25 protein-coding genes and 1 pseudogene are annotated in these 25,657 nt (G+C 33.8%); 15 read left to right on the top strand and 11 right to left on the bottom strand.

What is annotated here, in order from left to right; genetic code table 11:
- The first annotated feature begins 141 nt into the window (after positions 1 to 141).
- The 13 genes from ACNC7R_RS06425 to ACNC7R_RS06365 all read left to right on the top strand — a co-directional run bounded on the left by ACNC7R_RS06425 (position 142) and on the right by ACNC7R_RS06365 (position 12,842).
- Positions 142 to 1,542 (top strand): anthranilate synthase component I family protein, encoded by a 1,401-nt coding sequence (locus tag ACNC7R_RS06425; RefSeq protein ID WP_417940118.1) that lies wholly within the window; start codon positions 142 to 144, stop codon positions 1,540 to 1,542.
- Between the two features lie 97 nt (positions 1,543 to 1,639).
- Positions 1,640 to 2,206: an anthranilate synthase component II gene (locus tag ACNC7R_RS06420; RefSeq protein WP_417940117.1), complete on the top strand. Its 567-nt coding sequence runs from the start codon at positions 1,640 to 1,642 to the stop codon at positions 2,204 to 2,206.
- Positions 2,207 to 2,360: 154 nt separating this feature from the next.
- Entirely contained in the window at positions 2,361 to 3,356 is a 996-nt protein-coding gene (gene trpD, locus ACNC7R_RS06415) for an anthranilate phosphoribosyltransferase (protein WP_417940116.1), read from the top strand.
- 72 nt (positions 3,357 to 3,428) lie between these two features.
- Positions 3,429 to 4,208 carry an indole-3-glycerol phosphate synthase TrpC gene (trpC, locus tag ACNC7R_RS06410; protein WP_417940115.1) on the top strand — a complete coding sequence of 260 codons (780 nt, stop codon included), beginning with the start codon at positions 3,429 to 3,431 and terminating at the stop codon, positions 4,206 to 4,208.
- 160 nt (positions 4,209 to 4,368) lie between these two features.
- Complete coding sequence (locus tag ACNC7R_RS06405; RefSeq protein ID WP_417940114.1) at positions 4,369 to 5,001, top strand: phosphoribosylanthranilate isomerase; 633 nt, start codon at positions 4,369 to 4,371, stop codon at positions 4,999 to 5,001.
- A gap of 12 nt (positions 5,002 to 5,013) precedes the next feature.
- Entirely contained in the window at positions 5,014 to 6,195 is a 1,182-nt protein-coding gene (trpB, locus tag ACNC7R_RS06400) for a tryptophan synthase subunit beta (RefSeq protein WP_417940113.1), read from the top strand.
- A 162-nt stretch (positions 6,196 to 6,357) separates the two neighbouring features.
- Positions 6,358 to 6,675, top strand: a complete 318-nt coding sequence (locus tag ACNC7R_RS06395) for a gamma-glutamylcyclotransferase family protein (RefSeq protein WP_417940112.1) — start codon at positions 6,358 to 6,360, stop codon at positions 6,673 to 6,675.
- A gap of 114 nt (positions 6,676 to 6,789) precedes the next feature.
- Complete coding sequence (gene trpA, locus ACNC7R_RS06390) at positions 6,790 to 7,551, top strand: tryptophan synthase subunit alpha (RefSeq protein WP_417940111.1); 762 nt, start codon at positions 6,790 to 6,792, stop codon at positions 7,549 to 7,551.
- Between the two features lie 10 nt (positions 7,552 to 7,561).
- Positions 7,562 to 7,909 carry a lipocalin family protein gene (locus ACNC7R_RS06385; RefSeq protein ID WP_417940110.1) on the top strand — a complete coding sequence of 116 codons (348 nt, stop codon included), beginning with the start codon at positions 7,562 to 7,564 and terminating at the stop codon, positions 7,907 to 7,909.
- A gap of 307 nt (positions 7,910 to 8,216) precedes the next feature.
- A complete protein-coding gene (locus tag ACNC7R_RS06380; protein WP_417940109.1) occupies positions 8,217 to 8,846 on the top strand; it encodes a TetR/AcrR family transcriptional regulator in 630 nt (209 codons plus the stop codon).
- Positions 8,836 to 10,158: a TolC family protein gene (locus ACNC7R_RS06375; protein ID WP_417940108.1), complete on the top strand. Its 1,323-nt coding sequence runs from the start codon at positions 8,836 to 8,838 to the stop codon at positions 10,156 to 10,158. The genes ACNC7R_RS06380 and ACNC7R_RS06375 overlap by 11 nt, the downstream gene beginning before the upstream one ends.
- Positions 10,159 to 10,170: 12 nt before the next feature.
- The gene (locus tag ACNC7R_RS06370) at positions 10,171 to 11,250 is read left to right on the top strand and encodes an HlyD family secretion protein (RefSeq protein WP_417940107.1); all 1,080 of its coding nucleotides are present in this window, start codon (positions 10,171 to 10,173) and stop codon (positions 11,248 to 11,250) included.
- 5 nt (positions 11,251 to 11,255) lie between these two features.
- Positions 11,256 to 12,842, top strand: coding sequence for a DHA2 family efflux MFS transporter permease subunit (locus tag ACNC7R_RS06365; RefSeq protein WP_417940106.1), 1,587 nt, complete (start codon positions 11,256 to 11,258; stop codon positions 12,840 to 12,842).
- Between the two features lie 214 nt (positions 12,843 to 13,056).
- Here the strand turns inward: ACNC7R_RS06365 and yaaA are convergent, their stop codons facing one another.
- Positions 13,057 to 13,815, bottom strand: coding sequence for a peroxide stress protein YaaA (yaaA, locus tag ACNC7R_RS06360; protein WP_417940105.1), 759 nt, complete (start codon positions 13,813 to 13,815; stop codon positions 13,057 to 13,059).
- A 516-nt stretch (positions 13,816 to 14,331) separates the two neighbouring features.
- On the opposite strand from yaaA, the pseudogene ACNC7R_RS06355 reads away from it, so the two are divergent.
- Positions 14,332 to 15,315: pseudogene (locus ACNC7R_RS06355) on the top strand (CCA tRNA nucleotidyltransferase); the annotation flags it as partial.
- Between the two features lie 799 nt (positions 15,316 to 16,114).
- On the top strand, positions 16,115 to 17,140 hold the full coding sequence (locus ACNC7R_RS06350) for a COX15/CtaA family protein (protein ID WP_417940104.1): 1,026 nt from the start codon (positions 16,115 to 16,117) through the stop codon (positions 17,138 to 17,140).
- A 226-nt stretch (positions 17,141 to 17,366) separates the two neighbouring features.
- Here ACNC7R_RS06350 and ACNC7R_RS06345 read toward each other — a convergent pair whose 3' ends face one another.
- The 10 genes from ACNC7R_RS06345 to ACNC7R_RS06300 all read right to left on the bottom strand — a co-directional run bounded on the left by ACNC7R_RS06345 (position 17,367) and on the right by ACNC7R_RS06300 (position 25,589).
- The gene (locus ACNC7R_RS06345; RefSeq protein WP_417940103.1) at positions 17,367 to 18,134 is read right to left on the bottom strand and encodes a LytR/AlgR family response regulator transcription factor; all 768 of its coding nucleotides are present in this window, start codon (positions 18,132 to 18,134) and stop codon (positions 17,367 to 17,369) included.
- A 40-nt stretch (positions 18,135 to 18,174) separates the two neighbouring features.
- Positions 18,175 to 18,567: a 2TM domain-containing protein gene (locus ACNC7R_RS06340; protein WP_417940102.1), complete on the bottom strand. Its 393-nt coding sequence runs from the start codon at positions 18,565 to 18,567 to the stop codon at positions 18,175 to 18,177.
- Positions 18,568 to 18,585: 18 nt separating this feature from the next.
- Positions 18,586 to 18,891, bottom strand: a complete 306-nt coding sequence (locus ACNC7R_RS06335; protein ID WP_417940101.1) for a 2TM domain-containing protein — start codon at positions 18,889 to 18,891, stop codon at positions 18,586 to 18,588.
- A 153-nt stretch (positions 18,892 to 19,044) separates the two neighbouring features.
- Positions 19,045 to 20,142 (bottom strand): IS4 family transposase, encoded by a 1,098-nt coding sequence (locus ACNC7R_RS06330; RefSeq protein ID WP_417939753.1) that lies wholly within the window; start codon positions 20,140 to 20,142, stop codon positions 19,045 to 19,047.
- Positions 20,143 to 20,226: 84 nt separating this feature from the next.
- A complete protein-coding gene (locus ACNC7R_RS06325; RefSeq protein ID WP_417940100.1) occupies positions 20,227 to 20,445 on the bottom strand; it encodes a hypothetical protein in 219 nt (72 codons plus the stop codon).
- 1 nt (position 20,446) lies between these two features.
- Positions 20,447 to 20,752: a 2TM domain-containing protein gene (locus tag ACNC7R_RS06320; RefSeq protein ID WP_417940099.1), complete on the bottom strand. Its 306-nt coding sequence runs from the start codon at positions 20,750 to 20,752 to the stop codon at positions 20,447 to 20,449.
- Positions 20,752 to 22,089, bottom strand: a complete 1,338-nt coding sequence (locus tag ACNC7R_RS06315; RefSeq protein WP_417940098.1) for a 2TM domain-containing protein — start codon at positions 22,087 to 22,089, stop codon at positions 20,752 to 20,754. The genes ACNC7R_RS06320 and ACNC7R_RS06315 overlap by 1 nt, the downstream gene beginning before the upstream one ends.
- 17 nt (positions 22,090 to 22,106) lie before the next feature.
- Positions 22,107 to 22,727 (bottom strand): hypothetical protein, encoded by a 621-nt coding sequence (locus ACNC7R_RS06310; protein WP_417940097.1) that lies wholly within the window; start codon positions 22,725 to 22,727, stop codon positions 22,107 to 22,109.
- Between the two features lie 36 nt (positions 22,728 to 22,763).
- Complete coding sequence (locus tag ACNC7R_RS06305) at positions 22,764 to 23,171, bottom strand: DUF2141 domain-containing protein (protein WP_417940096.1); 408 nt, start codon at positions 23,169 to 23,171, stop codon at positions 22,764 to 22,766.
- Positions 23,172 to 23,429: 258 nt separating this feature from the next.
- Positions 23,430 to 25,589, bottom strand: a complete 2,160-nt coding sequence (locus tag ACNC7R_RS06300; protein ID WP_417940095.1) for a TonB-dependent receptor — start codon at positions 25,587 to 25,589, stop codon at positions 23,430 to 23,432.
- Between the last annotated feature and the right edge of the window lie 68 nt (positions 25,590 to 25,657).

Here is a 25,657-nt window from a genome sequence, read left to right as displayed (position 1 = left end):
AATTTACGTCAGACGTCGTGAACAAAGCTTCCTATGGTATTGTAAACTATAAAATATAAAAGGCTTGTCATCACGACAGGCCTTTTTTTTTGGTCGCAATTAAACTAACAGAAAATATTAAAAATTAAAAAACAAAATACATTGAAACCTTTTATACTCAACACACACTACAAACAAATTCTGGCAGATACTATTACGCCGGTTAGTATTTATTTTAAAATCAGGGATAAATTCCCAAATAGTTTATTACTGGAAAGTAGTGACTATCACGGAAATGACAATAGTTTCTCGTACATCTGCTGCAACCCGATTGCAACGATTAAAATTGAAAACGAAACTATTACCAAAACTTTTCCTGACGGATCATCAGAGCAAATTTCGATAGATGCTTCAACAAATATTCCGGAAGTAATTCAGGAATTTTCAGGTCAGTTCAAATCAGAGAAAAACGATTTCAAATTCATCAATAATGGTTTGTTTGGCTATATTTCTTACGATGCTGTCCGTTATTTCGAAAAGGTAGAAATTGCCAAAAAAGATTCGGCAACCTTAATCCCGGATGTTTTTTATGCGGTTTATCAAAACATTATTGCCATCAATCACTTCAAAAACGAAGCGTATATATTTTGCCACAGTGTTGATGGAAGAAACAATATTTCAGAAATCGAACAATTATTACAATCCCGAAATATTGCTTCATATAAATTCACTAAAGAAGGCGAAGGTTTCTCTAACCTTACAGACGAAGAATTCAAACACAATGTAGCTTTGGCTAAAAAACACTGTTTCCGTGGAGATGTTTTCCAATTGGTTCTTTCTCGACGTTTTACACAAGGCTTCAAAGGCGATGAATTCAATGTTTACCGTGCTTTAAGAAGCATAAACCCTTCTCCTTATTTATTCTTTTTTGATTATGGCGATTTCAAAATATTTGGATCTTCACCTGAAGCACAAATTATTGTAAAAAACAGAAAAGCCGAAATTCATCCAATTGCCGGAACTTTCAGAAGAACTGGTAATGATGAAAAAGATGCCGAACTGGCAAAAAAATTATCCGAGGATAAAAAAGAAAACAGTGAGCACGTAATGCTGGTCGATCTGGCGAGAAACGATCTAAGCCGAAATGGTCATGATGTGAACGTTGAAAGATACAGAGAAGTTCAGTTTTTCTCGCACGTGATTCACCTGGTTTCAAAAGTTTCCGGACATTTACACGATAAAGCAACAACCATGCAGGTAGTTGCCGACACATTTCCCGCAGGAACTTTAAGTGGTGCTCCAAAACACAGAGCAATGCAATTGATTGAAGATTATGAAAAAACAAACCGTAATTTCTACGGAGGAGCTATTGGCTTTATGGATTTTGAAGGCAATTTCAACCATGCGATTATGATTCGTACTTTCCTTTCAAAAAATCATCAATTACATTATCAGGCCGGAGCCGGAATTGTAGCAAGTTCTGATGAAGAAAGTGAAATGCAGGAAGTTTACAACAAATTAAGAGCATTGAATACGGCTTTGGAAATGGCTGAAAAAATATAGTTTAAAAACAGTTTCAAGTTTTCTTTGTTTCAAGTTTCAGGTTAACTGTAATTTGAAAACCTGAAACTTGAAACCTGAAACAAAAAAAATAAACACAATGAAAAAGATTTTAGTTATAGACAATTACGATAGTTTCACTTACAACTTAGTACACTATCTGGAAGATTTAAACTGCGAAGTAACCGTTTACAGAAACGATGAATTTGATATCGATGAAATTGCTTCTTTCGACAAAATATTACTTTCACCAGGGCCCGGAATTCCAGATGAAGCAGGTTTACTAAAAGATGTAATTCGTAAATATGCCCCAACAAAAAGCATTTTAGGCGTTTGCTTAGGACAGCAGGCAATTGGAGAAGTTTTTGGAGGAACGCTTTCAAACCTGGACAAAGTATATCACGGAGTTGCTACCAACGTAAAAAAAGCAGTTTCAGACGAATCCTTATTTGAAGGACTGGAAGACGAATTTGAAGTAGGAAGATACCATTCGTGGGTTGTTGACGCAGATCTTCCGGAGGTTTTAGAAGCCACTTCATTTGAAGAGCACGGTCAGGTAATGTCACTACGCCATAAAACATACGATGTACGCGGAGTACAATTTCATCCTGAAAGTGTATTAACACCAAACGGAAAAAGAATTTTAGAGAACTGGATTAAGGATTAGAAATCAGCCAAAAGTTTTAAAGTCGAAAGTCATAAATTCAAACACAGCATAAAACTTAGTATTTTAAAACAAACGCAAGTAATCAATTCTAAAAATAAATAGTAAAAATCAAAGACTTTAAGGTCTTTGCCTTTAGACTTTAAGACTTATATAAATGAAAACTATATTAAACAAATTAATCAATCATGAAGTGCTTACAAAAGAAGAAGCAAAAAATGTCTTGATTAATATTTCAAGCGGTCAGTACAATCCAAGTCAGATTTCGGCTTTTTTGACCGTATTTATGATGCGGAGCATTACAATTAATGAATTAATCGGTTTCAGGGAAGCACTTTCTGAATTGTGCATCCGTATTGATTTATCCGATTATAACACTATCGATTTGGTAGGTACCGGAGGAGATGGAAAAGACACTTTTAACATTTCGACTTTGGCATCATTTGTAACAGCCGGAGCCGGAATAAAAGTCACAAAACATGGCAATTACGGGGTTTCTTCTATTACAGGTTCCAGTAATGTTATGGAAGCTTTAGGAGTTAAATTTAGTAATGATCCAAGTTTTCTCGAAAAATGCGTAGATAAGGCTGGTATTTGTATTCTGCATGCTCCTCTGTTTCACCCTGCTATGAAACATGTAGGTCCACTTCGTAAAGAGTTGGCAGTCAGAACCATTTTTAACATTCTCGGACCACTGATTAACCCTTCATTTCCAAAAAATCAATTACTAGGGGTTTTCAATCTGGAATTGGCCAGAATGTATGCTTATCTCTATCAAAATACCGATAGTAATTTTACGATTGTACACGCTTTGGACGGCTACGATGAAATCTCTTTGACTGGGCCAACCAAAATAATTACACATAGTACCGAAGGTATGGTAAATCCCGAAGATTTTGGTGTTCAATTAATCAAACAAAGTGACATCAAAGGAGGAGAAACTGTTGCGGAATCGGCAGAAATTTTCACGAAAATCATTTCAGGAAAAGGAACCGAAGCACAAAATAACGTTGTTTGTGCTAATGCTGCAATGGCGATTGCAACTGTCACAAAATGTTCTCTAATTGAAGGATTTGAACTGGCAAAAGAAAGTTTATTATCTGGAAAGGGACATCAGGCATTAAAAAAATTACAGGAATTAAGTAAAAATTAGTTTCATGTTTTATGTTTCAAGCTATTGGAACGTGAAACTATAAAGACTTGAAACTTGAAACAAATCAAGACAATGAACATTTTAGACAAAATCATAATAGACAAAAAAAGAGAAGTAATTCTCAAAAAATCCATCATCCCGGTTTCTCAGTTAGAAGCTTCGATATTCTTTGGAAAACAGACTATTTCGCTAAGTCAGAAATTAAGAGAAAGCAACTCCGGAATTATCGCAGAACACAAACGGCGTTCGCCTTCAAAATCAATCATCAATAACAATTTTACGGTTGAAGAAGTGGTTAAAGGCTATGAAGATGCAGGCGCTTGCGGAATTTCAGTTTTGACTGACGGAAAATATTTTGGGGGTTCTTTAGACGATTTGCTTTTAGCCAGAGCGAGCGTAAATATTCCACTTTTGCGAAAAGAATTTATTGTTGACGAATACCAGATTTTGGAAGCAAAAGCACATGGAGCTGACTTAATTTTATTGATTGCAGCGGTTTTAACCCGTGAAGAAATCAAATCTTTATCTGAATTTGCTAAACAATTAGGATTAGAAGTTTTGCTTGAAGTACACAATCTTGAAGAACTACAAAAATCAATTATGCCAACTTTAGACATGATTGGCGTTAACAACAGAAACCTAAAAACATTCGAAGTAAGTCTGGATTTTAGCAAAGAACTGGCTTCTCAAATTCCGGATGAATTTGTAAAAGTTTCTGAAAGCGGAATTTCATCTGTAGAAGCCATTCAGGAATTAAAACCTTATGGTTACAAAGGCTTCTTAATTGGTGAAAACTTCATGAAAACCGATAACGCAGGTCGGGCTGCAACAGAATTTATTAATCAGTTATAAAAAGCTACCACAGATTTCGCAGATTAAAAAGATTTTCTGATATTAAAATCCTTTTTATCCGTGGCATAAAATCATCACAAAGCTTTGCGAACTTAGCGTTTTTAAACATCATTAAAATCAAAAAACCTTAGCGCACTTTGCGGTAAAAAAACACAACGAAATGAAACTCAAAATATGCGGCATGAAATATCCTGAAAATATTCTCGAAGTAGGTTCGCTCCTACCCGATTATATGGGATTTATTTTCTGGGAAAAGTCCGCGAGATATTGCAACGGAGATGTTCCAGAACTGATCAGAACCATCAAAAAAGTTGGTGTTTTTGTTAATCAAAGCAAGGAAGAAATTCTTGAAAAAGTGGAAAAATACCATTTACAAGCCGTTCAGTTACACGGGAATGAATCGGTTGAATTTTGTTTAGATTTAAGAGAAAAACTTCCAAAGAAAATCGAAATTATTAAAGTATTTTCAACAGATGAAAATTTTGATTTTGAAATCATTACACCTTTTGAAAATGTCTGCGATTATTTTCTGTTTGATACCAAAGGAAAATTACCCGGCGGCAACGGAACAACTTTCGACTGGAACATCTTAAAAAAATACAATTCGAAAAAGCCTTTCTTTTTAAGCGGAGGCATCGGAATGAATGAATTAAAAGCCATTGAAGAGATTTCAAATAGTAAATTACCTATTTATGCTGTTGATATAAACAGTAAATTTGAAATCGAACCAGGGCTGAAAAATAAAAATCTATTAAGCAATTTCAAACGCAAATTTGAAATCATCAACATTTAAACTTTAAACAAAATGAATTTTAACGTAGACGAAAAAGGATATTACGGAGAATTTGGAGGAGCTTACATTCCTGAAATGCTCTATCCGAATGTAGAAGAATTACGCCAAAAATATCTAAGCATAATGGATGAACCGGATTTTAAAGCCGAATTCAACCAATTACTAAAAGATTATGTAGGACGTCCTAGTCCGCTGTATTTTGCAAAACGTTTGTCTGAAAAATACAATACTAAAGTATATCTTAAAAGAGAGGACTTAAATCATACTGGAGCGCACAAAGTAAACAACACCATCGGGCAAATTTTGCTTGCGAAACGTTTAGGCAAAAAAAGAATTATTGCTGAAACCGGAGCCGGCCAGCATGGTGTGGCAACAGCAACAGTTTGCGCTTTAATGGGAATACAATGCATTGTGTACATGGGCGAAATAGACATTGCACGTCAGGCTCCAAACGTGGCCCGTATGAAAATGCTGGGGGCTGAAGTTCGTCCGGCTCTTTCGGGTTCAAGAACTCTAAAAGACGCTACAAACGAAGCTATTCGTGACTGGATCAACAATCCGGTTGACACCCATTATATTATCGGATCGGCGATTGGACCTCATCCTTATCCGGATATGGTAACACGTTTCCAAAGCATTATTTCAGAAGAAATCAAATGGCAGCTAAAAGAAAAAGAAGGACGTGAAAATCCGGATTATGTAGTCGCTTGTATTGGCGGAGGAAGTAATGCAGCCGGAACCTATTATCACTTTTTGCACGAGCCAGAAGTTGGAATTATTGCGGTTGAAGCTGCCGGAAAAGGCGTTGACAGCGGTCATAGTGCTGCAACAAGCAAATTAGGAAAAGTGGGGGTTATTCATGGCTGTAAAACGCTCCTGATGCAAACCTCTGACGGGCAAATTACAGAACCTTATTCGATTTCTGCAGGTCTGGATTACCCTGGTGTGGGGCCGATGCACGCACATTTGGCACAAACCGGACGTGGCGAATTTTTCTCAGTAACTGATGATGATGCAATGAACGCAGGTTTACAGCTTACAAAACTAGAAGGTATCATTCCGGCAATTGAGAGCGCACACGCTTTTGCCGTTTTAGATCAAAAGAAATTCAAACCTACAGATGTTGTGGTCATTAGCCTTTCTGGTCGTGGAGACAAAGATTTAGACAATTATATTGACTATTTTAAATTGTAATAAAAGTTGTATTTTTGGGCGTTACCCAATCCCGATCGCTATCGGGAGGACTGTCTGCTAAATTCCCGATAACAAAAACTACGGCAAAAACCTTGTTTTTCTAATCGGGCGATGCCGCTCCCATTACTAACGCAAACAAATAACGAGAAAAAATAAAGATTTATGGAACAGATATTCTCCTACGGAACATTACAGTCAAAAGAAATTCAGATGCAGGTTTTCAACAAACTGTTAACCGGAACACCAGATCAGTTAACCGGTTATAAATTAAAAGACCTTCAAATAGAAGAAGAATTTGGAATAGAAGACTATTTTGTAGCAACGCCAAGCGAAAATCCATCGGATACAGTTGACGGTATTGTTTACACTATTTCCAGTGCTGATCTGGCAAAAGCGGATCAATTCGAATCCAATGCCTACAAAAGGGTTGAAATAACACTGAAGTCAGGAACTGTTGCATGGATTTATATTGAAAATTAATTTGAAAACAGATTAATTTAATCTGCAGGACTTTCAAAAAAACTGACAGATTTAAATTAACAAAAGACAATACCACAAGGTTTTGAAAACTTTGCGGGCAAATAAAACATTAAAATGAACAGAATAACTCAAAAATTACAAGAAGATAAAAAGATCCTTTCTATTTATTTTTCTGCAGGATATCCAAACTTAAACGATACCGTTCAGATTATTCAGGATTTAGAAAAAAACGGCGTGGATTTAATCGAAATAGGTCTTCCGTTCAGCGATCCTTTGGCAGACGGACCAACCATTCAGGCGAGTTCAACATCGGCGCTTCATAACGGAATGACTACTCAGATTCTTTTTGATCAGCTGAAAAACATCCGCGAAAGCGTAAAAATTCCACTCATTATTATGGGGTATTTTAATCCGATGTTACAATATGGAGTGGAGGCTTTCTGCCAAAAATGTGCCGAAATTGGTATCGACGGCTTAATTATTCCGGATCTTCCGGTTGATGTTTACGCAGATCAATACAAGGCTATTTTTGAAAAATACGGTTTAATCAATGTATTTTTAATTACACCGCAAACTTCAGACGAGCGTATTCGTTTTATCGACAGCGTTTCAAACGGATTCATTTATATGGTAAGTTCGGCAAGTGTTACGGGATCACAATCTGGTTTTGGAAATGTTCAGGAAGAATATTTTGAGAGAATTTCAAATCTTAATCTAAGGAATCCTCAGATTGTTGGTTTCGGAATTTCGAATAAAGAAACTTTTAATCAGGCTACGAAATATGCAAAAGGGGCGATTATTGGAAGTGCTTTCATCAAACATTTATCTGAAAACGGTTCTGGAAAAATCAAGGAGTTTGTTGGAGAGATTCGATAATTGGATTCAAATGAAAGTCGTAAAATATTTAGTAGTAATAATTCTTCTTATTTCAATAATTTCATGTCAAAAAATCCAAACCGAAAAACTTATCGGAAGTTGGAAGATGAAGGATTTAGTAAATACGACTGAAAAAAACATAGAAGACAAAACGACTTTTACAAAAGACAGTTCATTGATTTTTGAATTAATATCTAATGGAAAAACTATTGATAAAGAAATTGCTAATTATAGTTTAAAAAACAATATAATTACTGTAAAATTTAAAAAACAAAATCTATACAATTTCAAGATTTTAAAACTGAATAATTCTGAAATGGAATTATTAAATATAAAAGAAAAAAGAGCTTACAGATAATGTAAAATAGATATTAAAATTCTAGTTTGTCATTTCGACGAAGGAGAAATCTTCGTTGCAAAATCGACAAAGATTGGATTTCACTTTACGGAGCTACTTGTCGAGATTTCTCCTTCCTCGAAATGACAAGATTGCGAAAAAAAGCCTGAAAGACTAGATTTTTCAGGCTTTTTTTTTTAAATTAAGAAAATCAATTAGTGACAAAAAACACCGAAACTGTTTTATGTTAATATTGCGTTAAAACAAAACTAAACAAGCGTTTAAATTAAACAAGTGTTTAATTTTGTATTCGATTAGAAACACTATCATGTCAAACATCGAATTAAACGACAAAAAAATTCAGATTCTGGAAGTGGCTGAAAAGCTGTTTTCTGAGAAGGGATTTGAAGGCACCTCAATACGGGATATTTCAAAGATTGCAAAAATTAATGTGGCTATGATCTCGTATTATTTTGGTTCAAAAGACCGACTACTGGAATCCCTGATTATCTACAAAACATCTGATTTAAAATTAAAACTTGAAAATTTATTTCAGGAAGATATCGAGCCTCTTGAGAAAGTCAATAAATTAATTGAAATTTATATTACCAGAATCAATTGCAACAAAGGAATTTTCAGAGTTTTACATTTTGAACTTAATTCAAAAGAGAGAGAAAAGAGCATGACCGCCTTTACCGAGCTAAAAAAAGGAAATCTAAAATCTGTAGAAAGCATTATTACTCAGGGCCAGGAAAAAGGCGTTTTTAGAAAGGATGTCATCATTCCGCTTATTACCCCTACAATAATTGGAACCTTTTTTCATTTTCATATGAATAAACCTTTCTTCGTAGAATTACTGAATTTAAACACCGAAGAATTGTATGACAATTACATCAAAACCACTCTTAAAAAGCACATTCAACAAACTATAAAAGCACTACTTGTTTATGAAAATTAGTCCATTAATGCTCTTTGGAGTTTTCTTTATCGGAATATCTTCAATAGAAGCACAAGAAAAAACAAGTTTAACCTTAGACGAAGCCGTTAAGCTCGCATGGGAAAAGAGTAATGAAGTTACACTTGCCAACACTAAGGTAAACACAAAAAAATACGAATTACAGTCAGTTAAGAATAATCAGTACCCTGACTTAAAAGTTTCGGGTCAATACCAGCGTTTAGGAAAAGCTTCTATCGACCTTCATAACGACGGATCAAGTTCTGAGTCTATGGCATCGCCGGATCGCGCTATGTTAGGAATGGCTAATCTTAGTCTGCCAATCTTCTCGGGATTTAAAATTCAGAGCAGTATTGATACTTATGAAAGTTTATACGAAGCCGAAACTGCAAATGCAGCTAAAACGAAAGAAGATGTTGCGCTTCGTGTAATTACCTATTATACGGCATTATACAAAGCGCAAAAAACACTAGACCTTTTAAACGAAAATCAGAAACAGGCGAAACAGCGTGTAACTGATTTTACGGAATTAGAGAAAAACGGAATTATCCCGAGAAATGATTTATTGAAAGCACAATTGATGGTTTCCAAAACGCAATTATCTATTGATGAAACGAATAACAACATCAATAACATAAATTTTTATCTCACAACATTGCTTAAATTAGATCCTTCAGTAAAACTTCAGGTTAATGAGCAGGACTTCTTTAATTTAAAAACAAACAATGCCCCAACATCTGATGCATTGGCACTGGAAAACAGAAAAGATTTAGAAGCTATTCGTTTACAATCTAAAGCAAGTGAGGCTAATATTAGAGTTGCAAAAGCAGGTTACTATCCAACTTTAGCTTTATTAGGAGGTTATACAGCTTTCGACCTAAAAGATTTTATTACTGTAAAATATGCCATGAATTTTGGCGTTGGTCTTTCTTATGATTTATCTGGAATTCTAAAAAACAATTCTCACGTAAAAGAAGCTGAAAGCAAAGCGATGGAAGTAAAAAATTCTGAAGCACTTTTAAGTGATCGCATCAAAGTAGAAGTTCAAAAATCTATTGAAGATTATGACTTAGCCATTAATCAAAGTGTAGTTTATAATGAAGCACTACAACAGGCATCTGAAAACTACAGACTGGTAAAAGACAAATTCGACAACGGTTTATCTGACACTAATGATCTTGTTGAAGCTGATGTAGAACATTTAAGCGCTAAAATTAATACGGCTTTATCAAAAGCAACTATTATCCAAAAGTATTATGAATTACTTTCGGTATCCGGACAATTATCTCAATCATTCAATTTTTCTAAAATATAATCGCTAGCTCTCATGGAAAAGAAAAAGACAAATAAAAAATTCATCATCATACTAACCGTTTTGGTTTTAGTGGGAGGAACTTACGGAATATCTAAATATTTACACTCTCAGGCACACGAAGAAACCGATGATGCCCAAATTGAGAAAAGAATGAATCCGATTATTCCGCGCGTATCGGGATACATTAGCAAAGTATATGTAAAAGATAATGATTTTGTAAAAAAAGGAGATACTTTGTTTACAATTGACAAAAGAGATTATCAGTTAAAAATTGATGAAGCACAAGCGGCTTTATTAGGAGCTGAAGGTCAGTACGAAGCTGCAAAAGCGGATATCGGAAGTGCCTACGCAAGCATTAATGTATCTGATGCGAACATGAAATCTGCAAGCGGTTCTATCGAAAGTGCTAAAATCAGACTCAGACAATTGACAAACGATTACAACCGTTATAATAATTTATATAAAACGCATACGATTACGAAACAACAATACGAGCAGGCATTGACAGCAAAAGAAGAAGCCGAAAACCAAGTTCGCGTTTTAGAGCAGCAACAAAGAGCAAGTTCATTCCAAAAATCAGTTATCGAATCTAAATCTAAAGCTTCTGACAAACAAACAGAAGTAGCTGCTGCTAATATCAAAAAAGCACAAACAATGCTTGAAGTAGCAAAATTAAACCTTACCTATACAGTTGTAACAGCTGCGATTGACGGACAGGTTTCTAAAGTTGATATTCAGCCGGGACAATTGGTTCAGCCTGGTCAGTCTTTATTTTATATCATTAATAATAACGAAGCATGGGTTGTAGCTAATTTTAAAGAAACACAATTAAACAAAATGGTTGTGGGACAAAAAGTAAGTTTAAAAGTCGATGCTTACCCTAATTACGAATTTAAAGGAACTGTAACTTCTTTCTCACCGGCAACAGGATCCCGATTTTCATTATTACCACCTGACAATGCAACAGGAAACTTTGTAAAAACGATTCAGAGATTACCGGTAAAAATCAGTTTAGATTCTTCAAACGATCCTGAAAAAGTAAAATTACTAAGACCAGGTATGAATGTTGACGTAGATGTACATTTGAAATAAAATAAATGGCAAAAGCAGTACAAGACGACGATTTAGTAGAATACGGTTTCAGACGTATCATCATTACCATTACAGCAGTACTTTGCGCATTGCTTGAAATTGTAGATACGACGATTGTAAACGTAGCACTGACAGACATGCGCGGAAGTCTTGGTGCCACCTTGACCGATGTTGCATGGGTTATTACAGCATACGCAATTGCGAATGTTATTGTAATTCCGATGACGAGCTGGCTATCGCAGCAATTTGGAAGACGAAATTATTTTGTGGCTTCGATCATAATATTTACCGTCTGTTCCTTTTTATGTGGAAATGCCACCAATATTTGGGAACTGGTAGCTTTCCGGTTCGTACAAGGTATGGGCGGTGGAGCACTATTGGTAACAGCACAAACCATTATTACAGAAAGTTATCCGGTAGCAAAACGTGGAATGGCACAGGCGATTTATGGAATGGGTGTAATTGTTGGACCTACCCTAGGACCACCTTTAGGGGGATATTTAGTTGAACATTATTCCTGGCCCTATATTTTTTATATCAACATACCGTTAGGAATTATTGCTACAGTTTTAGCTATTTCATTTGTAAGAAGCCCTAAATATGGTGAAAAATTAAAAGCCAATCAAGTTGACTGGTGGGGAATCATATTATTAGCTACTTTTATTGGATCTTTACAGTTTGTTCTGGAACACGGGCAACAAGATGACTGGTTTGATGATTCTTTAATCATAACCTTAAGTATTGTAGCAGTTTTAGGATTGGTTTTATTTATCTGGAGAGAGCTTACTTATAAATACCCAATTGTAAACTTAAGTGTTTTAAAAGACGGAAACTTAAGAATTGGAACCGTAATGTGCTTTATTCTTGGCTTCGGTTTATATGGATCAACTTTGATTATTCCGATTTATACACAGTCAATTTTAGGATGGACAGCTACTGAAGCCGGATTATTACTGATTCCCGGATCAATCACAACTGCATTAATGATGCCTATTGTTGGGAATATGATTCAAAAAGGCGTTCCTCAGGGTTATATGGTGGGAGTTGGATTTCTAATTTTCTTTTTCTTTACTTTCATGATGCATAATCGTTTGACTCCTGACACAGGTGAAGAACATTTATTCTGGCCATTAATTTTAAGAGGTGTTGGTTTGGGATTGCTTTTTGTTCCTATTACAACACTTTCTCTTTCAACTTTAAAAGGGAAGCAGATTGGTGAAGGAGCTGCGTTTACCGGAATGATGCGTCAATTAGGCGGATCTTTTGGTATTGCGATTATTACCACTTTCATTACACGTTTTAGCCAGGAACACAGAGTAAATCTAATCAACAATTTAGATCCTGCAAAATTTGATGTTCAGCAACGTATTTCAGGAATGCAGCACGCTTTTATGGCAAAAGGATATAGTGCTGATGTCGCTTTGAAAAAAGCCTATCAGGCTATTGATCTTTCTGTAATGAAACAAAGTACTGTAATGGCTTATATGGATATTTTCCTTTATCTGGGAGTTATGTTTTTATGTTGCATACCGATTATTCTCTTTATCAAAAAAGGGAAGAACAAAATTAATGCAGCCGACGCAATGCATTAATGCTAATAATAATTTTATAATACGCAGAAACGCCGAATTCTAATTGTTGAATTCGGCGTTTATTTTTTTGTTTTTATAATAAATCTTCTAAATCAACACGGATTAAAATCTACATCAATATTATTTAAATCATCAGGGTTGAAATGCTTGCCTGAAATATGTCCCGAGCCTTAGGTTCTCTACTAAAAAACGTTGCCCCTTTCTCCCTAAAAATTTACCTTGTAAAAACCAAGTGATTTTCTTTTGAAAGATTCGCATCAAACTGATATCCTTCGTAATTAAACCCTTTTAGATCATCAATAGTTTCTGCATTCGTATCGATTATGTAACGAACCATCATGCCTCTCGCCTTTTTTGCGAAGAAACTGATCATCTTTAATTTTCCGTCTTTGTAATCTTTAAAATCAGGAGTGATAACAGGTACTTTTAAAGCCTTAACATCTACAGCAGAAAAATATTCATTGCTTGCTAAATTCACGAACAGTTCATCTTTTTTTAATTCTTTGTTTAAAGCTTTCGTAACTGTTGGCTTCCAGAAATCATGCAGGTTTTTAGATTCACCAACCGGCATTTTAGTTCCCATTTCTAAACGATAGGCCTGCATTAAATCTAATGGTTTTAAAAGACCGTAAAGACCTGATAAGATTCTTAATTTATCTTGCAGCGCCTCTAATTTATCTACCGGAATTGTATAAGCATCCAAACCGGTATAAACGTCCCCATCGAAAGTATAAACTGCAGGGCGGGCATTTTTGGGTGTAAAAGGCGTTTTCCAATCCTGATTTCTTTTCCAGTTTAAATCGGCCAGTTTTTCTGAAATTGACATTAATTCTGATAATTCGGCTGGCTTTTTTTGCTTTACGACTTTATGAACTATTCTCGCTTCTTTTAAAAATGAAGGCTCAGTATATTGAGATGTTGGTAATTCTTTTTCGAAATTCAGTGATTTCGCCGGAGATATAACAATTTTCATTTGTACGTTTTTGTATGACTCAAAAATACAAATTGAAATTTTAAAAATAGATTATTGCAATTGATTTGTTTTATTGTTGTATAAATGTGTTTTAACCACAAATTACACAAATTTTCACAAATTGCTTTTCAATTCTGCTGTAGATTACAGAAGATGGTTGAAAAATCTATGTAAATCTTTTAATCTGTGGCAAAGAGCCTCAAAGAATAATTTGTGAAAATTTGTGTAATTTGTGGTAAATCATATTTATCTACATATAGAATAAGATTGTACAGATTTTTAATCTTTTTTAATCTTTTTTAATCCTTTTAATCTGTGGCTAAAAAAAATAATTCGTGGAAATTCGTGCAATTCGTGGCAAACCTTTCCCAATTCATAAAAATCGACGCTGCAAAATGTGAAATTCTTCAAAAAAGTGAGCGATAGATTATAAAAGGCATTTTCTATGTTGTAAATTTGCGTGCATTTCATTTCGACAGAAATCAAATTGCATTTACTCAAAAAATTAGTGAATTCGTGGCCATACAAACAAACTACAAAACTGCTTTACAAAACAAAATCTTCGATATCATTTCGAAAGCTTCTCAGGAATTAAGCGTTGACTCTTATGTAATAGGAGGATTTGTTCGTGATTTGCTTTTAAACAGAGGTTCTAAAAAAGACATTGATGTTGTTGCTGTTGGAAGCGGTATCGAATTAGCTTTAAAGGTTTCTGATTTACTTCCTAACAAACCAAAAGTTCAGGTATTTAAAACTTACGGAACGGCCATGCTTCGTTTTGAAGATACGGATATTGAATTCGTAGGAGCGAGAAAAGAATCCTATAACCGAGACAGCCGAAATCCGATTGTAGAAAACGGAACCCTACAGGATGATCAAAACCGTCGTGATTTTACAATCAATGCTCTGGCTTTATCTTTAAACGAAAATAACTTTGGTGATCTTTTAGACCCTTTTGACGGATTAACCGATTTAGAAAATAAAACGATCAAAACGCCTTTGGATCCGGATATTACATATTCTGATGATCCATTGCGTATGCTTCGTGCGATTCGTTTTGCAACACAATTGAATTTCGAAATTGAAGAAAACTCCTTAAATGCGATTACCAAAAATGCTGAAAGAATCAAAATCATTACAGGTGAAAGAATTGTAGATGAATTGAATAAAATTCTTTCTACAGACAAACCTTCAACCGGTTTTTTACTTTTATATAAAACCGGACTTTTAGATTTAATTTTGCCTGAATTGACAGCATTGAATCAGGTAGAAGAAATTGAAGGCCATACGCATAAAAACAATTTTTACCACACACTTGAAGTTGTCGATAATATCTGTCCTAATACAGATGACGTTTGGCTTCGCTGGGCTGCATTGCTTCATGATATCGGAAAAGCACCAACAAAACGTTTCAACAAAAAACAAGGCTGGACGTTTCACGGGCATGAATTTCTTGGTGGAAAAATGGCAAAGAAAATCTTTGAACGATTGCATATGCCGTTAAATCAAAAACTGAAATTTGTACAAAAAATGGTAGTCATGAGTTCACGTCCGATTGTTTTAGCAGAGGATATAGTAACTGACAGCGCTGTTCGCCGTTTGGTTTTTGATGCCGGAGAAGATGTAGAGAGTTTGATGACTTTATGTGCAGCAGACATCACAACCAAGAATCCGGCGAAATTCAAGAAATATCATAAAAACTTTGAAGTTGTCCGCAAGAAAATTGTTGAAGTTGAAGAGCGTGATCACGTTCGTAATTTCCAGCCGCCAATTTCCGGTGAAGAAATTATGGAAATGTTTGATTTGAAACCTTCTCGTGAAATTGGAGTTTTAAAAGAAGCTGTAAAAGAAGCTATTTTAGAAGGAGATATTCCTAATGAATATCAAGCCGCGTATGATTTTGTGATTAAAAGAGCTGCGAAGTTAAATTTAACTCTTAAGAAATAATAATGATAGCTATCGGAGTAATCTTTTTGTTAATTATTATAGCAGTCTTTTTATCAACTAATATACTTTTTTATAGAAAGCTTAAAAACATTGATAAGGTACGACTTAAACATATTATACTTTATTTTTTGTTCTCTGTTGGTTCAGCTTTTATAATTGCAATACTATATTATTTTTTTGAAAAATATATTCTAATTAGTTTATTTGGAAATGAATTCCATGCATCTATTACTGAAAGGATAATAAAATTTATTATGCTATTTTCATCTTTTATATATGGGAGTTTTTATTTTTCAAAATTTTACATCAACAAACTTACAAAAACAAACGAAATCGAATTAATCGGAAAAGAATGAAAAAAGAGAATAAATCAGTAATCATTTGGTTACTATCAGGTTGTGTTTTATTATTTTTAATGGTTGTCGTGGGCGGAATCACGCGTTTAACCAATTCAGGCTTATCAATGACGGACTGGCATTTGGTAACCGACACATTTCCACCATTAACTGATGCAAAATGGCAAGCCGCTTTTGACGAATATAAAAAGTTTCCTGAGTATCAAAAAATCAATATTCACAACAATTTTCAATTAGCAGATTATAAATTCATTTATTTCTGGGAATGGTTTCATCGTTTCATCGGGCGTATCATTGGACTGGTTTTCTTTGTTCCTTTTGTTTACTTTTTAATAAAAAAGAAACTAGACACTCCAACCATTAAAAAATGCATTGTTCTTTTGGCAATGGGTGGTTTTCAGGGTTTTCTTGGGTGGTTTATGGTCCGCAGCGGGTTAATTGACAATCCGGATGTAAGCCACTTCAGACTTTCACTGCACCTCACTTTCGCCTTTATCACTTTTGCTTACACGCTTTGGGTTGCGCTTGATCTGATTTATCCGGAAAGAAACATCAATAAAATTCTTCCGCTTCTTAAAATCGCAAGATATGCTTTAGTAGCTTTATTGATCCAGATTATTTATGGTGGATTTGTAGCCGGACTTAACGCCGGATTAATTCACAATCACTGGCCATTAATGAGTGACGGAGAATTTATTCATGAATCGGTTTTTATTGAACAGTCTTCTCTAATCAAAAATTTAATTGAAGGAAAAAGCGGTGTTCAGTTTGTACACAGAACTTTTGCGTATGCAGTAGTGGCGATTATTCTTTTTCTGTATTTCAAAAGCAAAAAATATTCACTTACCGATACCCAGTCAAAAGGAATTAACATTTTGGTGATTTTTGTTTTTGTTCAGTTTGCCCTGGGCGTTTTCACTTTATTATACAGTGTGCCTTTGGCTTTAGGATTAATTCACCAGATTATGGCATTTTTCCTTTTGAGTGCGATGACGTATACATTGCATCGATTGAGTAAATAATTATATGAAAAAGGGCGGAAAAATTTCGACCCTTTTTTTATATATGATATTTGGAAAAATACGTTTCGTTAAACCGGATTGAAATCCGGCCCTACAATATAAACCAAGCCTTTGGCTCTTTTTTGCATAATTTTAAAATTCTGAAGGAATGATTCATATTGTAGAGACGGATTTCAATCCGTCAGACAATCCATCCAAAATAATAATCATTTAAAACAAATCAATTTTATCCCAGCCACGATTTAAAATCCTGAACCTTTTCCCGGCTTACAATTACCTCATCTTCTTTATAAGTAGGTAAAATTACTTTTAAACGTGAATTCGTGTAAACCTGGATTTCTTTAATTGCTTTTAACGGTACAATAAATTTTCTGCTTACGCGAAAGAAATCCTTTTTGTCTAATTCCTGTTCCAGAATTTCTAAAGTTGAATCAATGAGATAATCACGATTGTCATAAGTATGAATATAAGTTCCTTTGTTTTCACTAAAAAAACATTCTATTTCATCGGTAATAATAACTTTTAAATGCTGACCTATTTTAACGGTAAATCTTTTTTTATAAGTTTTCTCAAAAGGATTAGACAGCATTTGGCGAATCTGTTCAAAATCTAACTGCATATTTGAACTTTCGGTCGTAGTTTTCGGAACTCGGGATTTGAATTTAGAAACCGCCGTTTCCAGATCATCTTCATCAATTGGTTTTAAAAGATAATCGATACTATTTAGTTTAAAAGCTTTTAACGCATATTCGTCATAAGCTGTTGTAAAAATGATAGCACTTTTAATGTCTATTTTTTCAAAAATTTCAAATGATAAACCATCTGACAATTGAATATCTAGGAAAATCAAATCAGGATGCGGGTTGTTACTAAACCATTCTACTGATTCTTCTACCGAATGAAGCATCTTTTCTACTGTAACATCTAATTTCTCAAGCTTTCTTTGCAGCAGTCTTGCTGCTGGTTTTTCGTCTTCTATAATTAATGTAATCATTTATTATAATGTAAAAATTTAGAAAAATAGTGTTTCAAAGTTACTCCCATTTCTTTGCATTAGCTGCCTCTTTTTCCATATATTTTTGAATTTTTTTCTGCTCCCAGTCTTCATTAAAGAAAAAATCACGCCCGAAAACAGATATTGCATGAGCTAATAAACCGATACCCCAGAAAAATGCTGTAGAATAGGTATGCCAATCTGTTAAACTGCTGGCGTAAATCCCTTCAGAAAAAATATCCTTATTCAGATTAGCTACAATTATAATTAAATTCACGATTACATAAATTCTCAAATGCGAATAAAATCCTTTAATTTTTTTTACTTTTCTATATGCTGCTTTATAGCTTTCGTCACCGTTAAATTCATTTTGATAGTGCTTTTTATACTCACTTTCTAACTCATCATAGAATTGTCTTCTAAAACGTCCCATATTACTTTTGTTTAAAAATTATCTCCATTTATTTTTATGCTCTTTTTCTTTTTCCATGAATTCTTTGATTTTTCTTTCTTCCCAGCCTTTTCCAAGAACCGGAAATACTTCAAAAACTTTTAATCCATGAAAGACAACCCCAACTCCCCACCACATTAAAGGCCAGAAAAACCATAAATATTTTGGTGAAGTATATAGATTTATAAAAATCAAAATTGCGTTTACCAATATATAAGCAACCAGATTCCCGTAAAATCCTTTCATTTTTTCTACTTTCTTTTTTGCCTGAAAGTATTTATCGTCTTCATTAAAATTCATTTCCATGATTATTCCCATTTTTGTGTTTTATTTTTCTTTTCTAAAAGACTTCTTAATTTACGTTCTTCCCATTCATATCCAAAAACTCTGAAAGAGACAAATATATCGATAGCTGATCCAACATATACCGCCGACCAGATAATAATTACTACATCATTTTTAAGTACATGACAAAAAGCAAAACATATTGTTTTCCAAAGATTTAAATCCTGTCAAAAGAAATTTTGACAAATAATCTAATCCATACTTGAAAATACTTACTGCTCTTCTGCCATGTTTTTTTATTATTATTTTCTGGATGCATTCATCCAAATAGTCGCCAATTTTATAACACCATACAAAAGCAATCATTGTTAGAGAAAATAGTTTTTCTAATCTTTTTAAATCCGTCACATGTGTGTCTTCTATGTTAAAACCACTACTTTTTAAACCTCTAAAAAGAGTTTCAATTTGCCATCTTCGTTTATAATAAACCATTGCTTGTTCTGGTTTATTGAATGATACAATAATTAAAAATTCTATTTTTCCATCCCTAGCAATGGTCTTGCTCCCAGAAAGATAGCATTTTTGACCATGTAACTCCACAATTCTCGGATAGTGGTAAAACTCGCCTATTTTTAAATTATTGAATAACCAAAAAGCCTTAATCTCTTCCTGTTTTTGATAAGAATAAATTTTGAAATTATTTCTGATTCTAATATAATACCTAATATTGTTTTGGTTTAGAAACTCTAACCATTTATCCCCAACAAACTCTCTATCAGCTAAGAGACAATCTATACTTTGCCTCCCGAACCATTCTATGTAGGTTTTGATTAAATCAATCCTCTCTTGTATATCTGAATTTCCTCGTTTATCCAACATTTTGAACATCAATGGAAATGCAACATTTTTATAACTGACTCCCAACATTAGAATGTTGATATTTTTAGTTCCGAACTTCCAATTGGTTCTATCTAAGACCAATACCAAATCGCATCTTACCGGTAATATATTGAATATCAAAGAAGAAACTATTTTCATAGGAAAGTCAAATTCCTTCATGAATCTTTGAACCCTCCTATAAGAGCTATTTTTATTGGCGGTTGTATCAAATCCCGATGCTAACCTATCATAATTAACTGTTTTTATTTTGCATAAAGCCGTTATAAATAAACAAATGAGCTTGACCCTTGCTAAATTGAGTTTCCCTTTGAAATGACCTTGTAAAACTGAAATAAGCTCTGTATCTTTACACTCAAGACTGGTATTCTTCATTATAAAAATTATGTCGTAATAATTCTATAATGTACGAAATATCAGTCTTTTTTGCAAATTAATTAACCTGTATATTATTGATTTTTAGAAAAATATAATTTTGTCATGTACTAAAACATCATTTAGAAAATTAATCGGACTGAAATGCAGCGGCAATTCTGTATATTCTTTTAAAAGGTAAAGCGTTAAAGCAATGAAGTAAAAAAAGGTATGTTTATAAAATGACTTTAACTTAAGTACTTTTTTGCTTGCCAATTGCTGTAATTCGTATTCCTCCGGGTCATTATTAGAATTTGTTTCCATATTATTCCCAAGTTTTTTGATTATTCTCTTTTTCTAAAATTTCTCTAATCTTTCTTTCTTCCCATTTTTTATTGAAAAAAGGCGGAAAGCTAAAAACCTTCAGTCCATGTAAAACAATCGCCATTCCCCAGCCCATCAAACACCATATAAACCATAAATATCCAGGCGAAGTCATAATGTTTACCACAATTACAATAGGATTTACAAGAATGTAAACCGTTAAATGTTCGTAAAACTCTCTAATTTCTTTTACTCTTTTTTGAGCTTGATAATATCGTTCTCCCTCAAGATGATTTTTATCGGTCATTATTTCCAGGTTTTTTGATTATTCTCTTTTTCTAAAATTTCTCTAATCTTTCTTTCTTCCCAGTCAGAGCTGTAACCGAAAACTTTAAAAGCATGCATCGCAACACCAAATCCCCAGCCTAAAGCTGAAAACCAAAACCATTGAAATCCAGGTGAGAACTGTAAATTGATAAAAACCAAACACGGAATCACACAGCAATACGAAATTAAATTTCCATAAAATCCTTTCAACTCTTCTACTCTTTTTTTAGCCCTGTAATACGCTTTAGCTTCGTCGTTGTATTCTGTACTTATATCCATAACAGTAATTTGTTTTGTTAAAATTGGAATCTTAACCGAGAAGTTTTTCTCATCTTGTTCGATCAGCACCTTTCTATCGGTTATAATTCCGTAACGATTTACAATATTCTGCAGTCCAACACCTTGCCTGTCCTGGAGAACTTCTTTTTTCTGAAGATCATTTTGTATAACTAAATAATCTTTATCAATAAAAATTCTAATATGTAATGGTTTTTGCTCACTCACCACATTATGCTTTACCGTATTTTCGAGTAAAAGCTGTAAGGAAAGCGGAACCACTTTGGCATCCGGATTAATGTTTATAGCTGGCAGTTCGTAAAATAAACTATTCTCGAAACGCATTTTCAGCAGGTTCATATAGGTTTTCGCAAATGACAGTTCGTCTTCTACAGAAACCAGTTCTTTATCTTTTTGTTCCAGAACATATCGGTAAATTTTAGATAAAGAAGTCGTAAACCGCTGTGCATTGTCCGGATTTTCTTCAATTAAAGAACTAAGAACGTTTAAACTGTTAAAAAGAAAATGCGGGTCGATTTGATTTTTTAAACTTTCAAATTTGGCATTTGCCGTTCCCGCAATAATCTTTTGCTGTATAACTTTATTTTCCTGATACATTTTAAAAAAATGCAGTGCATGAAAAATAAGCAGGATAATAAAAGTAATGACTGAATTTTCTATATAAGTCGAAGCTTCTTCATTTGCTAAAAAAGTTAATATTGGTCGTTTTTCAATTACCACATTGGTAAAAATCCTCAATAAGAAAATAACAAAAATCGAAATAAAAAAGGAACTTATAAATCCAATAAAGATTCGTCTATTAGAAAATCTGTTATCCTTAAAAACCTTATCTAAGTATGTAAAAATAGACGCATTAACAATATATAATACAACGCTGTAAAGCATACAGTACAAGAAAAATATGTACAGCCTTTTATTGAAAATTGCAGTCCCAAATGAAGCAAAACGAATCAGAAAGGAGAATATAAAAACGATTCCGCCTACTAAAAACGCTTTAAGTAGATTTGGTTTTAAAGTCATTACGCTTTTGAATTAAATTATTTACAAGTTTTTTGTGCTTCCAAAGCTCTGTCTAATCCCCATTTTGGCGAAAAAGGGGTTTCTGGTTTAAAAGTAGCAAAAAGTTCAATAGCTTTATCAACCTGCACACAAAGCGGTTTCGTATCAACTCCGGTCCATTTTGCTCCTCCCAACTGATAATCAGCTTCTCCAAAAACAGCTCTAGGGTTATTTGGATCAATCGCTTTTGCTTTAGCGTAAGCTTCCATAACTTTTGCAGAATATTTCATTCCGTTTGTCATTGGGTCAGCGACAACATATCCTGTGTAAATCAAAGCCTGTAAAACATATAACTCGGCATTATTTTGATCTTTTATAATTTCCTTATCCAAAGCATCTTGTGCCTTTGTTAATAACAAATCAATTTTTGTTTTGTCTTTTTCAGTAAAAACGGATGTGGTGTTGATTAATGCAACATAATAATTTGGCAGATAGCTGGTTTTTTCTGCTGCTGCAATTCTTTCAAACATAGCTGAAGCTTCGTCGTTTTTTCCTTCTTTCCAAAGTCCGAAAGCTTTCTCCATTCCTTTTTCAAATTGTGTCTGAGCTGAAGCTAATGCGACTACAAATAGCGCGATTAAAGTGATGATTTTTTTCATTTTATAAGTTTTTAATGGTTTAATATGATTAGTTATTTATAATGTAATTTGAATTTTAGAGTCTTTACCAACAGTGAATTTAGCATCTTTATAGGAAGGTGGCCCCATAAATCCTTTCGCACTGTTGGAAGCGGCGTAATCCTCAGAAGGAATTCCCATTGCGTTTCTGTCGAGTTGACCATTATTATTTTCATCGTGATAGGTAGAAATCGCATATTCGCCAGCAGGAAGGTTATCAAATGTTACCACAGCTTGATTATTTTTAATTTCAGAAGCAAGGCTTTTGTAAGTTGTTTTTAGAAATGTTCCCTCAGAGTTATACAATCCAACTTTAACAACTCCTGTATTGTTTTTTACACCTGAAACGGTAACGGTTAATTTCACATTTTGAGCAGACATTAAGCTGCATATAAACAAGATAGTAAGGGTAATAATTTTGGTCATGGTTTCTTTTTTTAAGGTTCTAATTTACTAAGGTTCTGTGATTTTATTTTTTTTGATGATTAAAACTCTGCTTAATTAATTTATACTTCAAAAGTATGCTGGTTTTTAGTTTTATAAAATTAAATGGTACTCAGTTGTCGATTTTGGTTACTGAATCGTTTTTTGAAGGTTCTAAGGTTCTGAGATGCCAAGTTGCTGTATTGCCGATTGTTAAAACTTAACAACTTAGAAACCTCGCCTCTTCATCGCTTTCTACGGCTATAAGTTTTTCAATTGATTCTCATTTTTATTCTGGCTGATGGTCCAGAAGAAACCAACGAAGAAGAATCTGTCTGCAGTTGGCTCTATAGCCTGTCTTTGGTAAACTCCTGATGCATCAGGCGTTCTTGCATAATCATAGCCAAAAATATTTTGTGTCCCTAATATATTTGAAACAGAGAAATATAGGATTTTTTGTGTTGTTAATAAATACGCCCAGTTAAAACTTAAACTGTTATAGGATTTTGTTTTTCCGCTCATAAACTGTGTTTGGTTTGGATCATTATAAGGACGTCCAGAGCTGAAACTGTTTGTAAAGCCAATTTGCGATTTCCAGTCTGTTATAAAATATTTGGTTACAACAGATAAGTTATGATTGGCCACAAAACTAGGTGTTACCATATCTGGGAAGTTCTTGTATTGTCTTTCTGAATCGATATAAGAATAGGAAATCCAATATTCTAAGTTTTTATGCAAATTACTGTCTCTCCAAAGTAAATCAAAACCTTTTGCGTAACCTGAACCGTTGTTACTGAAAACCGAGTTATACTGAATATCTCTCGTGTCGTACTGCACTAAATTTTTATAATTTTTATAATACAACTCTGTTCTAAGCAATTGTCCTGGTTTTGAAAACGTGTAATTTAAAATATAATGACTTGCTTTTTCACTTTCAAACTGATGATATTTTGAATATTTAATATAATCCACAACCGGAGTCTGAGTAAAATCTCCGTAAGCAAAAGAAAACTGACTCGTTTTTGAAAGTTTATAACCTAATGAAGCTCTTGGCGCAATATTATTTTCATTTAATAAGCTATTATTTGAATATCGCAAACCAACTTTCAAAGCTAAATTTTTAGAAAATGAAACATCTCCCTCTGCATAAGATGCGAAAATATTTGAATCGTAACCGTTTTCAAGAGCTGTAGCAGCAGCAATGTCTTGATTGTATGTGGTAATAAAATAATCTGCACCAAAAGACAATCTAAAATAATTAGAAACTTTTTTAGATAATTTAAGTTTTAATTGTGCAGCATTTTCCTGACTGTCAATTCCGGTAATGTCATATTTCAATTTATTTTTGCTGTAACCGTAACTGATTCCTGATGTTAACTGCCATCCTGGTCCGATACTTCCTTTATAAGATGAATTCAAATAGAAGTTGTTATTGTTCATATCGGTTCTGACCGGATTCTCAAAATTGATGTTTTTCTGATTTAAATCGAATCTTTCTGAATCGAAAGAAGCGTAAAGTTTGAAAATTCCGTTTGTAAATTTATACCTATAAACCGTTTCACCGCCTAAAGACTGATACGGATTATTCCAATCTACATTTTGTGGAATCACTGCCTGATAAGGTGCAAGGTTAACATACATCATATTTACACTTAAGGAACTTTTTTTCCATTTCTGTGTATTTCCCAGACTCAAACCAACCGTCATAAATCCGATATCCGTTTTTTCGTGATCTTCTTCGTCCTGCGTATTTAAAAGCAAAACACTTGATAAAGCTTCGCCATATTCAGCAGAATAACCTCCGGTAGAAAAAGCGATTCCGCTAAATAAGAAAGGAGAAAATCTGCTTCGGGTTGGTAAATTATTAGTTGTCGCACCGTATGGCTGTGCTACTCGAATTCCATCAACAAAAGTTTGGGTTTCGTTTGCTTCACCTCCACGTACAAACAAACGTCCGTCTTCACCAACACTTTGTGTTCCAGGTAACGTTTGTAAAGCCGCTACAATATTTCCGGCAGAACCTGCTGTTGTCACAATATCAAGAGGCTTTAAAACAGACACTCTTGCTTTTTCTCCAGATTCTAAAGTTCCGGCGGTGATGACAACAGCATCCAAAGCATTTATATTTTCTCTTAATTTAATTGTTTGATCTTTATAATTGGCAACATCAATTTCTGTTTTGAAAGTTTCGAAAAGTAAAAAGCTTACTACCAAAAACTTATTTCCCGTTTCTGTAGTTTCAAAAGAAAAATCGCCTGTTTCAGAACTTGTTGCGCCGTCATAAGTACCGTCTAAATAAATATTAGCACCGGCAACGGGTTTCCCTTTTGAGTCCAGAACTTTTCCCGAAATTGTATTTTGAGCGAAAAGAAATGCCGTAAAAAATAAAAAGGGTATTGTTAAAAATAATTTGGTTTTCATGTTTGTTTTGATTTTGATGAAACAAATGTATTTTAACTTTTCTTGTTAAAAAATATTAAATAACCCAA

The organism is Flavobacterium adiutor (genome assembly GCF_048282555.1).
Lineage (GTDB): Bacteria > Bacteroidota > Bacteroidia > Flavobacteriales > Flavobacteriaceae > Flavobacterium.
The sequence above is the reverse complement of the archived record's forward strand: the minus strand, read 5'-3'. Positions and strand labels throughout refer to the sequence as shown.

Bases quoted from the DNA above. Each gene is read 5' to 3' on its own strand.
- ACNC7R_RS06395 (WP_417940112.1), top strand. From the start codon at position 6,358: ATGGAACAGATATTCTCCTACGGAACATTACAGTCAAAAGAAATTCAG.
- ACNC7R_RS06320 (WP_417940099.1), bottom strand. From the start codon at position 20,752: ATGACCGATAAAAATCATCTTGAGGGAGAACGATATTATCAAGCTCAA.
- trpC (WP_417940115.1), top strand. From the start codon at position 3,429: ATGAACATTTTAGACAAAATCATAATAGACAAAAAAAGAGAAGTAATT.
- ACNC7R_RS06305 (WP_417940096.1), bottom strand. From the start codon at position 23,171: ATGACCAAAATTATTACCCTTACTATCTTGTTTATATGCAGCTTAATG.
- ACNC7R_RS06405 (WP_417940114.1), top strand. From the start codon at position 4,369: ATGAAACTCAAAATATGCGGCATGAAATATCCTGAAAATATTCTCGAA.
- trpB (WP_417940113.1), top strand. From the start codon at position 5,014: ATGAATTTTAACGTAGACGAAAAAGGATATTACGGAGAATTTGGAGGA.
- ACNC7R_RS06380 (WP_417940109.1), top strand. From the start codon at position 8,217: ATGTCAAACATCGAATTAAACGACAAAAAAATTCAGATTCTGGAAGTG.
- ACNC7R_RS06345 (WP_417940103.1), bottom strand. From the start codon at position 18,134: ATGATTACATTAATTATAGAAGACGAAAAACCAGCAGCAAGACTGCTG.
- ACNC7R_RS06340 (WP_417940102.1), bottom strand. From the start codon at position 18,567: ATGGGACGTTTTAGAAGACAATTCTATGATGAGTTAGAAAGTGAGTAT.
- ACNC7R_RS06375 (WP_417940108.1), top strand. From the start codon at position 8,836: ATGAAAATTAGTCCATTAATGCTCTTTGGAGTTTTCTTTATCGGAATA.
- trpD (WP_417940116.1), top strand. From the start codon at position 2,361: ATGAAAACTATATTAAACAAATTAATCAATCATGAAGTGCTTACAAAA.
- ACNC7R_RS06315 (WP_417940098.1), bottom strand. From the start codon at position 22,089: ATGACTTTAAAACCAAATCTACTTAAAGCGTTTTTAGTAGGCGGAATC.
- ACNC7R_RS06385 (WP_417940110.1), top strand. From the start codon at position 7,562: ATGAAAGTCGTAAAATATTTAGTAGTAATAATTCTTCTTATTTCAATA.
- ACNC7R_RS06325 (WP_417940100.1), bottom strand. From the start codon at position 20,445: ATGGAAACAAATTCTAATAATGACCCGGAGGAATACGAATTACAGCAA.
- ACNC7R_RS06350 (WP_417940104.1), top strand. From the start codon at position 16,115: ATGAAAAAAGAGAATAAATCAGTAATCATTTGGTTACTATCAGGTTGT.
- ACNC7R_RS06370 (WP_417940107.1), top strand. From the start codon at position 10,171: ATGGAAAAGAAAAAGACAAATAAAAAATTCATCATCATACTAACCGTT.
- ACNC7R_RS06300 (WP_417940095.1), bottom strand. From the start codon at position 25,589: ATGAAAACCAAATTATTTTTAACAATACCCTTTTTATTTTTTACGGCA.
- trpA (WP_417940111.1), top strand. From the start codon at position 6,790: ATGAACAGAATAACTCAAAAATTACAAGAAGATAAAAAGATCCTTTCT.
- ACNC7R_RS06330 (WP_417939753.1), bottom strand. From the start codon at position 20,142: ATGAAGAATACCAGTCTTGAGTGTAAAGATACAGAGCTTATTTCAGTT.
- yaaA (WP_417940105.1), bottom strand. From the start codon at position 13,815: ATGAAAATTGTTATATCTCCGGCGAAATCACTGAATTTCGAAAAAGAA.
- ACNC7R_RS06335 (WP_417940101.1), bottom strand. From the start codon at position 18,891: ATGGAAATGAATTTTAATGAAGACGATAAATACTTTCAGGCAAAAAAG.
- ACNC7R_RS06420 (WP_417940117.1), top strand. From the start codon at position 1,640: ATGAAAAAGATTTTAGTTATAGACAATTACGATAGTTTCACTTACAAC.
- ACNC7R_RS06310 (WP_417940097.1), bottom strand. From the start codon at position 22,727: ATGAAAAAAATCATCACTTTAATCGCGCTATTTGTAGTCGCATTAGCT.
- ACNC7R_RS06365 (WP_417940106.1), top strand. From the start codon at position 11,256: ATGGCAAAAGCAGTACAAGACGACGATTTAGTAGAATACGGTTTCAGA.